The sequence below is a fragment of the Novosphingobium sp. B-7 genome, assembly GCF_000410615.1.
Classification (GTDB): domain Bacteria; phylum Pseudomonadota; class Alphaproteobacteria; order Sphingomonadales; family Sphingomonadaceae; genus Novosphingobium; species Novosphingobium capsulatum.
Genome location: NZ_APCQ01000237.1, coordinates 1 through 11,091 on the forward strand (window position 1 = coordinate 1; position 11,091 = coordinate 11,091).

An 11,091-nucleotide genomic window follows, 5' to 3' on the forward strand; every position below is an offset into this window, starting at 1 on the left:
GGCATTGGGCCGATCGCCGCGCCCGTCCCTGGCGCCCGCTGGCCGCGCTGGCGGGCCTGGTCGCAGTGGGGCTGGTGATCATGGCGCTGGCGCCGGGCAGGGTAGTGGCGCTGGCGGGCTATGCCCTGTTCGCCCTGGCCATGGCCGTGTTCCTGGCGCTCCATGCGGGGCAGACGCTGCGTGTACTGCCCCGGCCGGATCGGCGTGGCCGCGATCTTGGGCTGTTCAACCTGACCAACACGTTTCCCTCGCTGATCGTGCCGTGGCTGGCGGGGGGCCTGGTGCCCACGCTCGGCTTTGGCGCGCTGTTCCTGGTCCTGGCGGCTTGCGCTGGGCTGGCGGCACTTTTGCTGCTGTCCATCCGCCAGGCCTGAAGCACCACACAAGCAGTTGATCTGGCCGGCCTGCCGTGTCAGAAACCGAAATTGAGAACGTTCACAAGTAATCTGCCCGAGAGGATAAGACATGACCCTGCGCCGCCTGTTGCTGGCCGCATCCGGCCTGATGGCCTTTACCCAGCCGGTGCTGGCTGCCGATGGCCCGGCCGCCCAGGCCGATCGCGCCACGGCCCATCCCGCACAATGGCCCGCCGCGCACAGCCCGGCCGCGATCACCGATCCGGCGACAGAGGCGCAGATCACCGCGCTCATGGCGCGGATGACGCTGGCGCAAAAGGTTGGCCAGATGATCCAGGCCGATATCAGCGCGATCACCCCGGCCGATCTGCAGCGCTATCCGCTCGGCTCGATCCTCGCCGGCGGCAACAGCGGGCCTTATGGCAACGAGCGTGCGGGCGGGGCCGACTGGGCGCGCCTGGTGGGCGAATATCGCGCCGCGTCGGCCAAGTCCGGGGCGGGCATCCCGATCATCTTCGGCGTCGATGCCGTCCATGGGCACAGCAATCTGCCCGGCGCCACGATCTTTCCACACAACATCGGCCTGGGCGCGATGCACGATCCTGCCCTGGTGCAGAAGATCGGCGCCGCCACCGCCGCCGAAATCGCCGCCACCGGCATCGAATGGACCTTTGCCCCCACGCTCGCCGTGCCGCAGGATCTGCGCTGGGGCCGCAGCTATGAAGGCTATGCCGCCGATCCTGCACTCGTCGCGGCCTATGCCCGCGCCATGGTGCTGGGCCTGCAAGGCCCGCTGCACGCCGGGCAGGCAGTGGACGCCACCCATGTGGCGGCCACGGCCAAGCACTTCCTGGCCGATGGCGGCACGTTCGAGGGCAAGGACCAGGGCGACGCGCGCATCACCGAGGCGCAGCTGGTGGCTACCCATGCCCAGGGCTATCCCGCCGCGATCGATGCCGGCGCGCTGACCGTCATGGCCAGCTTTTCCAGCTGGAACGGGGTGAAGAACCACGGCAACCGCTCGCTGCTGACCGGCGTGCTCAAGGGGCGCATGGGCTTTGGCGGATTCGTGGTCGGCGATTGGAACGGACATGGCCAGGTCGAAGGCTGCACCGTCACCGCCTGCGCGGCCAGCTTCAACGCCGGGCTGGACATGGCGATGGCGCCCGACAGCTGGAAGGGCCTGTTCGACAGCACGCTGGCCCAGGCCCAGCAGGGCACGATTCCGGCCGCGCGCATCGATGATGCCGTGCGCCGCATCCTGCGCGTGAAATTCAAGCTCGGCCTGATTGGCCCGGCGCCGGTGGCGCGCGGCGATGCCGCCGGTCTGGGCGCCCCCGCGCATCTGGCCATCGCGCGCGAGGCGGTGGCCAAGTCTTTGGTGCTGCTCAAGAACAATGGTGGGCTGCTGCCGCTCAAGCCCGGTGCGCGGGTTCTGGTGGCAGGGCCGGGGGCAGACAGCATGGCGATGCAGGCTGGCGGCTGGACCATCACCTGGCAGGGCACCGATACCACTGCGGCCGATTTCCCGCATGGACAGACCATCGGCCGCGCCCTGGTCGATGCGCTGGGGCAGGCCGGTGGCCAGGCCACGCTGGCGCCCGATGGCCAGTTTGCGCAAAAGCCCGACGTTGCCGTGGTCGTCTATGGCGAGGCGCCCTACGCCGAATTCCAGGGGGACGTGGCCAACCTCGCGTTCCGGCCGCGCAATGGCGAGGATGCCCTGATCGCCCGCCTCAAGGCGCAAGGCATTCCGGTGGTCTCGGTGTTCCTCTCGGGCCGCCCGCTGTTTGCCGGGTCGCTGATCAATGCCTCTGACGCGTTTGTCGCGGCCTGGCTGCCGGGCACCCAGGGCGCCGGCGTGGCCGATGTGCTGGTCGCCGGGCGCGATGGCAAGCCGGCGCGCGATTTTGCCGGCACGCTGCCGTTTCCTTGGCCCGCCGACGCCCGTTCGCCGGTGACCAAGCCGCTGTTTCCGGCAGGCTTTGGCCTGACTTATGCCCATCCCGCGCCGCTGGGTCGGGTGAACGAAGATCCGCGCGTCGATCTTTCGGCCGCAGCCAGCGACAACCTGTGGTTCAACCGCGGGCAGGCGCCATCGCCCTGGCACCTCGGCCTCGACAATGCCGTGACCTCGCGCTCGATTGATCTGACGGCGCAGGAAGACGCGCGCCAGTTCACCTGGGCCGCACCCGGCGCCCTGGCGATCGACGGGCCGCCGGTCGATCTTACCCGCCAGGCCGACGAAGGCTTTGAAGTTCGGCTCGATTGGCGAATCGATGCGCTGCCGGCCGGGCCGATCAAGGTTTCCGTTGGCACGGGCAGCCTGGATGTGGCATCGCTCCTGCGTCTTGCGCCGCAGGGGGCCGTCACCCAGACACGAATTCCGTTGCGCTGTTTTGCTCAGGCCGGGGCCGATCTCAAGAAGGTTGGAACGCCGCTTCGCATCACGGCGCCGCAGGGATTTGTCGTGACGCTCCGCAATGCGCGCGTCGAGGCAACTGGAAGCGTCGCTGCCTGTCCGACCCAAGGATAACGCAGCGTTAGGAGAGAAATCACAATGGCCCTTGCCCCCGATCTTGCTGCGGGCACCCATCCCGATGGCCCCGACGGAGCCGCCCATATCGATGCCCCGCAGCTGCAGGTCTTCGTCATCGGGCTGTTCTTCATCTTCGGCGGGATCACGTCGCTCAACGACGTGATCATTCCCAAGCTCAAGGAGCTTTTCACGCTGAACTACACCCAGGCCATGCTGGTGCAGTTCTGCTTTTTTACCGCCTATGCCGTGATCGGCATTCCCGGTGCCCGCCTGGTCAAGCGTATCGGCTATATGCGCGGCGCGGTGGTGGGTCTGCTCACGATGATGGCCGGCTGCCTGCTGTTCATCCCCGCCTCGCAAAGCGCCACCTATGGCGTGTTCCTGCTGGCGCTGTTCGTGCTGGCGAGCGGCGTGGTGGTGGTCCAGGTCGTGGCCAACCCGCTGATTTCGCTGCTTGGGCCTGCACGCACCGCGTCCAGCCGGTTGACCTTTGCGCAAGGCTTCAACTCGCTGGGCACCACGCTGTTTCCCTGGTTCGGCGCCGCGCTGATCCTGGGCAGCCTGGCCAAGGTTTCGGCCGCTGATCTCACCGGCCCGGCGCTCGATGCCTATCGCACGGCGGAAAGCGGCGCGATCGTGAAGGGCTACATTGGCCTGGCCGTCGCCCTTGCCGTGGTTGCTGCCGTGGTGTGGTCGTTCCGCAACCGCCTACCTGCCGAAAAGCATGCTGAAAGTGCCGGCCTTGCCGGGCTCGACCTGCTCAAGCGTCCGCGCTTCGGCTTTGGCGCGCTGTGCATCTTCCTCTATGTCGGTGCCGAAGTGTCGATCGGCTCGCTGATCGTCAACTATCTGCGCCAGGCGCATGTCATGGGCCTGGAAGAAGCTGCCGCCGGTAAGCTGATCAGCGTGTACTGGGGCGGGGCGATGATCGGCCGTTTCATCGGCTCGGCCGTGCTGCGCAAGGTTTCGCCGGGCAAGGCGCTCGCCTGCAACGCTATCCTTGCTATCGCGTTGATAGCGCTGTCTACCCACACCAACGGCCTGCTTTCGGGCTACAGCCTGCTCGCCATCGGCCTGATGAACTCGATCATGTTCCCCACGATCTTCAGCCTCGCCTGCGAAAAGCTGGGATCGCGCGCGGCCGATGGTTCGGGCATCATCAACGTGGCGATCTTTGGCGGCGCGGTGCTGCCGCTGCTGACCGGCGGCGTTGCCGACGTGACGCACAGCCTGGCGCTGGCCCTGGTCATTCCGGCGGTCTGCTATGCCGTGATCGCCAGCTATGGCTGGTATGCGCGGCGCCCGGTGGCGTGATCACGCCTGCCTGACAAACCTGTCAGTTGCATGCACTGCCAAGGGGCGCGACCATCAGGTCGTGCCCCTTTTTTTGCACAACCGATGCGACCAAAAAGGCATTTGTGCCGCTACCGGCGCTGGGCCATGGTGCCCGCCAAACAGAAACACCGCGTAGATGCGGGAGCAGGAGCGCCCTTGATGTCTCAGGCTTTTGCCCTGACCGAAGACCAGCTTGCCATCCAGGACATGACACGCCGGTTCACCGCCGATGAGATTACCCCCCGTGCCGCGCGCTGGGATGAAGAGCATATTTTCCCGCGCGAGGTGATCCGCGCCACCGGCGAACTGGGCCTGGGCGGCATCTATGTGTCCGAAGCCGGCGGCGGGGTCGGCCTGGGCCGCCTGGAAGCGGCCTTGGTGTTCGAGGCGATGTCCTATGGCTGCCCCACCACGGCCGCGTTCCTGTCGATCCACAACATGGCCGCCTGGATGCTCGACAGTTTCGGCCCCGACGCGCTCAAGGCCCGGCACCTGCCCGGCCTCCTGGCGATGGACAAGCTGGGCTCCTATTGCCTGACCGAGCCTGGCTCGGGGTCCGATGCCGCAGCGCTCGCCACCACGGCGCGGCGCGATGGCGATGACTATGTGATCAATGGAACGAAGCAGTTCATTTCCGGCGGCGGGGTGAACGATATCTACCTGATCATGGTGCGCACCGGCGAGGATGGCCCGCGCGGCATTTCCTGCGTGCTGGTGGAAAAGGACACACCGGGCCTTTCGTTCGGCGCGCCGGAACGCAAGCTGGGCTGGAATGCCTCGCCCACCGCGCAGGTGATCCTGGAAAACGTGCGCGTTCCGGTCACCAACCGTTTGGGCGCCGAGGGCGAAGGCTTCCGCATTGCCATGGCGGGGCTCGACGGCGGGCGGCTCAACATCGGCGCCTGCTCGCTGGGCGGGGCGCAGCGCTGCCTGGATGAAGCCATCGCCTATGTGAAAGAGCGCCGCCAGTTCGGCCGCGCCGTGGCCGAATTCCAGAATACCCAGTTCGTGCTGGCCGACATGGCCACCGAACTGGAAGCCGCGCGCGCACTGCTCTATCTGGCTGCTGCCAAGGTCACCGCCGGCGCGCCCGACAAGACGCGCTTTTCCGCCATGGCCAAGCGCTTTGCCACCGATACCGGCTCGGCCGTGGTCGATCGCGCGCTGCAACTGTTTGGCGGCTATGGCTATCTGCGCGATTATCCGATCGAGCGGTTCTGGCGCGACCTGCGCGTGCACCGCATCCTGGAAGGAACCAACGAAGTCATGCGCCTGATCGTCGGCCGGGACCTGCTGCAATGACCCCTGATGTGATCGTGCGCCGCGATGGCGCGGCCGGCATCCTCTCGCTCAACCGCCCGCGCGCCATCCATGCGCTGACCCTGCCGATGGTCAGGGCGATGACCGATGCCTTGCTCGCCTGGCAGGATGATCCGGCGATCACCGCTGTGATTATCGATCATGCCGTCGCCCCCGATGGCGATCCCAAGCTGTCGCGCGGGTTCTGTGCCGGGGGCGACATCGCCCTGCTGCGCGGCTCTGCGCTGGAAGACGGCGGCGCAACGGGGCGTGATTTCTTCTTTCACGAATACCGCCTTAACCACCTGCTGTTCACCTATGCCAAGCCGGTGGTGGCTTTCATGGATGGCATCACCATGGGCGGGGGCGTGGGCATCTCGCAGCCGGCGCGCTGGCGTGTGGCCACGGCCAAGACGCGGCTGGCCATGCCCGAAACCGGGATCGGCCTGTTTCCCGACGTGGGCGGCGGCTGGTATCTGTCGCGCCTGCAAGGGCGGCTCGGCCAATACCTGGCGCTGACCGGGGCGCGGCTCGATGGCGCGGAATGCCTGTGGGCCGCGCTTGCCACGCACTATCTGGAGGAAAGCGCCCTGGCCAAGGCCAAGGCGCAGATCGCCGCGGGCGAAAGCGTTGGCGCCGCGCTCGATGCGCTGTCGGCCACGCCCGGGCCGGCGCCGATTGCGGCCCATGCCGACGATATCGCGCGCCATTTCATCCATGACAGCCTGGCTGACACGCTGGCTTCGCTGGCACGCGATCCCGGCAGTTTCGCCCAGGCGACGCTAGCCACACTCGCCACGCGCTCGCCGTTCTCCTGCGCGGTGTCGCTGCGGCAACTCGCCACCAGCCTGGCACTGCCCGATTTTGCCGCCAACATGGCGCTGGAATACCGGATCGGCGGGCGCATGATCGTGCGGCCCGATTTTGCCGAGGGCGTGCGCGCGGTGATCGTTGACAAGGACAATGCCCCGCGCTGGAACCCGGCCAGCGCCGCTGACGTGGCGCCCGCCGAACTCGACGCGATCTTTGCGCCCCTGCCGCATCAAGAGGAATGGACCCCGCTATGAGCTTTGAAACGATCCTGGTCGAAACCCAGGGGCCGGTGACGCTGATCACGCTCAACCGCCCGCAGGCCCTCAATGCGCTGAGCAGCCAAGTTCTGGCCGATCTGATCGCTGCCTTCGCCGCGTTCGAGGCTGATCCGGCCCAGCGCTGCGCGGTGCTGACCGGCTCCGGCGACAAGGCCTTTGCCGCCGGAGCCGATATCAAGGAAATGGCCGACAAGCCGGCAGCGGCATTCTATGCTGAAGACTTTTTCGAAGGCTGGACGAGCAAGCTGGTCAAGGCCACGCGCAAGCCGTGGATCGCCGCAGTCAACGGCTTTGCCCTGGGCGGCGGTTGCGAACTGGCGATGATGGCCGATTTCATCATCGCCAGCGACAATGCCAAGTTCGGCCAGCCGGAAATCAAGCTGGGTGTGGCACCGGGCATGGGCGGTTCGCAGCGCCTAGCCCGCGCCGTGGGCAAGGCCAAGGCGATGGACATGTGCCTGACCGGGCGCATGATGGACGCGGCCGAGGCTGAACGCGGCGGCCTGGTCAGCCGCGTGGTGCCCCATGCCGATCTCATGGCCGAAGCGCTCAAGACCGCGCAGGCGATTGCCGGCATGCCCCCGCTGGCGGCGATGATGAACAAGGAAATGGTCAACCTGGCGTTCGAAACCACGCTGGACCAGGGCCTCCTGGCCGAACGCCGCATGTTCCAGGTGCTCACCGCGACGCAGGACAAGGCCGAAGGCATGGCCGCCTTCGTGGAAAAGCGTCCTGCCAACTGGCAGGGCCGCTGAAACCTACACGAACATAACGGGAGAGGCTGCCATGGCGGCAATTGCATTCATTGGCCTGGGCAACATGGGCGGCGGCATGGCCGCCAACCTGGCAAAGGCCGGGCACGCCGTGCGCGCGTTCGATCTTTCGGCGCCTGCGCTGGCCGCCGCGCAGGACGCGGGCTGCACGCCCTGTTCCACCGTGGCCGATGCCGTGACCGGCGCCGATGTGGTGGTGACGATGCTGCCCAACGGGGCGATCGTGGGTGACGTGATCGAAAACCAGGTGATCGGCACGGCGCCTGCCGGCGCGCTGCTGATCGATTGCTCCACCATCGATGTTGCCACCGCGCGCCGCCTGGCCGAGGTGGCCAGCGCGGCAGGCCATCCCATTGTCGATGCGCCGGTTTCGGGCGGCATCGCGGCGGCGCGGGGCGGCACGCTGACTTTCATGGTCGGCGGCACCGACCAGGCCTTTGCCGCCGCGCAGCCGATCCTGGCGGCAATGGGCAAGGCGGTGATCCATGCCGGGGCGGACGGCGCGGGGCAGGCGGCCAAGATCTGCAACAACATGCTGCTGGGCGCCACGATGGTGGCGACGTGCGAAAGCTTCCGCCTCGCCGAGCGGCTGGGGCTGGACCTGCAGACCTTTTACGATATCGCGTCAAAGGCTTCGGGCCAGTCGTGGTCGATGACCAGCTATTGCCCGGTGCCGGGCGTTGGGCCGCAGACCCCGGCGGACAATGACTACCAGGGCGGCTTTGCCACGGCGCTGATGCTCAAGGACCTGCGCCTGGCGATGGGCGCAGCGCAGGAAGCCGGCGCGCCGGTGCCGATGGGGCACCTGGCGGAAAAGCTTTATGCCGCCTTTGCCGCCGATGGCCATGCTGACCGCGATTTTTCGGCGATCATCAAGACGCTTTGACTGGCGGCAAGGGGGCTTGATCGCCACCACCCCCAACCCCCTCCTCTAAAGAGGAGGGGGCTTTCAAATCAGCATCTTACTTCCCCCTCTTCTTCAGAGGAGGGGGTCGGGGGGTGGTGGAAGGCATGCCCAATCCCCGGATCAACCCGCCGGCAAGGTCACCTTGGCTTGTGGTGCATCGCGCAGGCGCAGATGCAGGGCGCCATCGGCTGGACGCGGCACTTTCAGGCTCGATCCGGTAAAGCCGGGCTGCACTGTTGCCGCGCGGGTGAAATCGCCATCGGCGCCCACGGCGTCGAGCAGGAACAGGTTGCGCCCGGTCAGCGTGCAGGGCAGCGAGCCGCCACTGTCGCAGGCAAAGCCGGTGATGCGCGGCAGGCGCGCCAGCGTGGCAAGCGGCTGCCAGGCGCCCAGCTGGCCATCGGCCTTGACCAGGCGATAGCGCAGCGGGCCAAAGCTGGCCGGGGGCAGATCACTGGCGCGCATCGTGGCGACCAGCACGGTGGGGTCGGTGGCCATCAGGCCCTTGGCCGTGGTCAGGCGCAACCCGCTCTGGCTGCCGGCAGGGGCCACCTCGATCGCATCGCTGCTGGCCAGCACGGTATTGGCGCCAGCGCGCACCGAGAAAACCAGCTCGGCGTCTTCGGGCAGCAGGTCGTCAGAGGCGAAGCGCAGGGGCCGCGTGCCGGGCGGAACCGGCGCAGCATTGACCGTGCGGCTGATCAGGTCGATGCGCGGCCGTGCCGGGCCGATCTTGATCGACACGGCCTGGGTGCGGCCATCGTCCAGCTTGATCTGTGCCTTGGCCGCCGTGCCGGCGTCACCGGCGCGGGTGTTGCCGCTCGTCGCCAGATGCAGGCGGTCGATCCGCCCGTCGCGCACCAGGCCATCGGGGCGGAACTCAACGTCGCCCAGGGTCAGCGCCACCACCTGTTCCAGGCGCTGGCCGGTGATCATCGCCTCGCTGTCGCCCGCGCGGATATCGACCGAATCGATCCGGCTGCTTTCCGCCCGCGCGCGCAGCGTGACATTGGCGGGCGTGCCCAGGCTCTGCTGGTGAATGTCCAGGCGCACTTCGCCGGTTTCACCCTCGGCCAAGGGCACGGTCACAGCCAGGTGCGTGGCATCGATCGCGCGATAGGTCACGCTGCGGCCGGTGGCGCTGTTGCCGATGCGCAGGCTGACATCATCGACGCAGCCCGGTGCCGCGCCTTCCAGGATCACTTCGTTGTCGCGCCCGGCCACCAGCGGCCCGGTGGCGTTGGCAGCGCGCGACCAGGCCCCGCCATCGGGGCGTTGCACCACATAATCGGGCCCGTCGAACGTGTCGAAGCCCCAGCGGCCGTGCATGTGCATGGTCAGCGTGGCGCCCGGCGGCAGGCTATCGGCGACCACGGCATAGCCGCCAAGGTCTGCCCGCGGGGCCAGGGGATATTCGCGCGTCGATCCGTCGGTGGCGGTCACTTTCACCGCCATGTCGTGGGCAAAGCCGGTGGCAAAGACCAGCGGTGCTCCTTCCACCGGCAGGACCAGGGCATTGCCCGGCGCGCAGATCGGACCCTTGGTGGGATTGCGCAGCTGCGGCGGGCTGTCTGCCCCGATCGCCGGCATGGCCATGACCATCACCGACTTGGGCTTGTTGAACGAGGGCGCGCTGTTGAGCTTGAGCGAGGCGGTCTCGCCCTTGAGTTCGGACAGCGTCGGCAGATAGTTGAACTGCGGGTTGCTGAACGCGCCGAACAGCTTGGCCAGATCGCGCACCACGCCGATATAGGGGCTGTAGAGGCCGGCACCGCCCTGCTGCGTGGTGCTGAGCGAGAGCGCCAGCGTGGTGGGCGCGCCGGTCAGCGTATCGGTCAGCGAATTGGTGTGGATGTCGCTGAGCACCAGGGTGTCCCGATCTTCCACCAGGCACGAGGCCTGCTGGTCCACCACCTTGGTCAGGCATTCCTCGTTCAGCTTGATCGACAGGCTGCGCGCCAGTGTCGGCGCCATGCGCTGAAGGTCTTCGGGGTGGGTGGCATTGTCGCCGTTGATCGCGTTGATGAAGGCGATCAGGCGCGCATGATCGAGCGAGGCCTGGTTGAGATCCTGGCTGGCGCGCACGAACTCACCCGGCTTGCCGCGCACCGCATCCACCAGCGTGCCTTGCGCACCGGTGGTTTCCGGCACGATCAGCACTACCATCTGGCGCGCGCCCTTAGGCACGGTCAGGTTGAGCGAATGCTCGTTCGCCTTGTCCTTCCACGTGCGCGCCACGCCGATCCATTCGCGTGGCGGCGGGTTGGTGGCGCCGCGCAGGAACGCCGAAACCACCATCAGGTGCGCGCCCTGGTCACCGGGCAGCGCGGCCGAAATGCGCAGGGTATCGCCTTCGGCCAGGCTGGGCACGCTGCTGATCGGCAGGTCCTGGCCGTTGCGGGTGACCATCACCTTGATATCCGGCCCAATCAGCTCAAAGCGGGAATCGGCGGCCCGGGCGCCGCCCATGGGGAGCACGGCGGCCACACTGGCCAGTGCCAGTGCCGAAGCGGCAGTGCGGAAACGAGAAAGGCCCGGTGCAAAGGATCTGGCAAACATCATCTGCGATTGTGTCCGCTGTGCCATGAAGGTCAAGGAATTATGGTCCGGTCCACTGCCCATCGCAGCGGATCTGCGCTGAACGGGGGATGAGCCAGGTTTCGGCCACCTGTTGGCCACGCCCGCCGCCGCCGGCACCGGCCTGCCCGGCAAAGGCCAGCGCGAGGCGGCCCTGCCGCGTCAAGGCGGCGGGGATCGCCACTTCGACAAAGGCGGGATTGCTGGGGCGCTG

General features: G+C 67.5%; 8 protein-coding genes and 1 pseudogene. 7 read left to right on the forward strand and 2 right to left on the reverse strand.

Annotated features, from left to right (window positions below):
• From H926_RS32930 to mmsB, 7 genes and pseudogenes are all read left to right on the forward strand, one after another.
• Positions 1-374 (forward strand): annotated as a pseudogene (locus H926_RS32930) (MFS transporter); the annotation flags it as partial.
• A gap of 91 nt (positions 375-465) precedes the next feature.
• Positions 466-2,892 carry a glycoside hydrolase family 3 protein gene (locus H926_RS25295; protein WP_022674924.1) on the forward strand — a complete coding sequence of 809 codons (2,427 nt, stop codon included), beginning with the start codon at positions 466-468 and terminating at the stop codon, positions 2,890-2,892.
• A gap of 24 nt (positions 2,893-2,916) precedes the next feature.
• Positions 2,917-4,209 carry a sugar MFS transporter gene (locus H926_RS0102670; RefSeq protein WP_022674925.1) on the forward strand — a complete coding sequence of 431 codons (1,293 nt, stop codon included), beginning with the start codon at positions 2,917-2,919 and terminating at the stop codon, positions 4,207-4,209.
• 180 nt (positions 4,210-4,389) lie between these two features.
• Positions 4,390-5,532, forward strand: a complete 1,143-nt coding sequence (locus tag H926_RS0102675; protein ID WP_022674926.1) for an acyl-CoA dehydrogenase family protein — start codon at positions 4,390-4,392, stop codon at positions 5,530-5,532.
• On the forward strand, positions 5,529-6,596 hold the full coding sequence (locus tag H926_RS0102680) for an enoyl-CoA hydratase/isomerase family protein (RefSeq protein WP_022674927.1): 1,068 nt from the start codon (positions 5,529-5,531) through the stop codon (positions 6,594-6,596). Before H926_RS0102675 ends, H926_RS0102680 begins: the two co-directional genes overlap by 4 nt.
• Positions 6,593-7,375, forward strand: a complete 783-nt coding sequence (locus H926_RS0102685) for an enoyl-CoA hydratase-related protein (RefSeq protein ID WP_022674928.1) — start codon at positions 6,593-6,595, stop codon at positions 7,373-7,375. Before H926_RS0102680 ends, H926_RS0102685 begins: the two co-directional genes overlap by 4 nt.
• A gap of 31 nt (positions 7,376-7,406) precedes the next feature.
• Entirely contained in the window at positions 7,407-8,279 is an 873-nt protein-coding gene (gene mmsB / locus H926_RS0102690) for a 3-hydroxyisobutyrate dehydrogenase (RefSeq protein ID WP_022674929.1), read from the forward strand.
• 141 nt (positions 8,280-8,420) lie between these two features.
• Here the strand turns inward: mmsB and H926_RS0102695 are convergent, their stop codons facing one another.
• Both H926_RS0102695 and H926_RS32935 read right to left on the reverse strand, forming a co-directional pair.
• Entirely contained in the window at positions 8,421-10,862 is a 2,442-nt protein-coding gene (locus tag H926_RS0102695) for a hypothetical protein (protein WP_022674930.1), read from the reverse strand.
• A 37-nt stretch (positions 10,863-10,899) separates the two neighbouring features.
• On the reverse strand, positions 10,900-11,091 hold a 192-nt coding region (locus tag H926_RS32935), incomplete at its 5' end, for a hypothetical protein (RefSeq protein WP_028657485.1).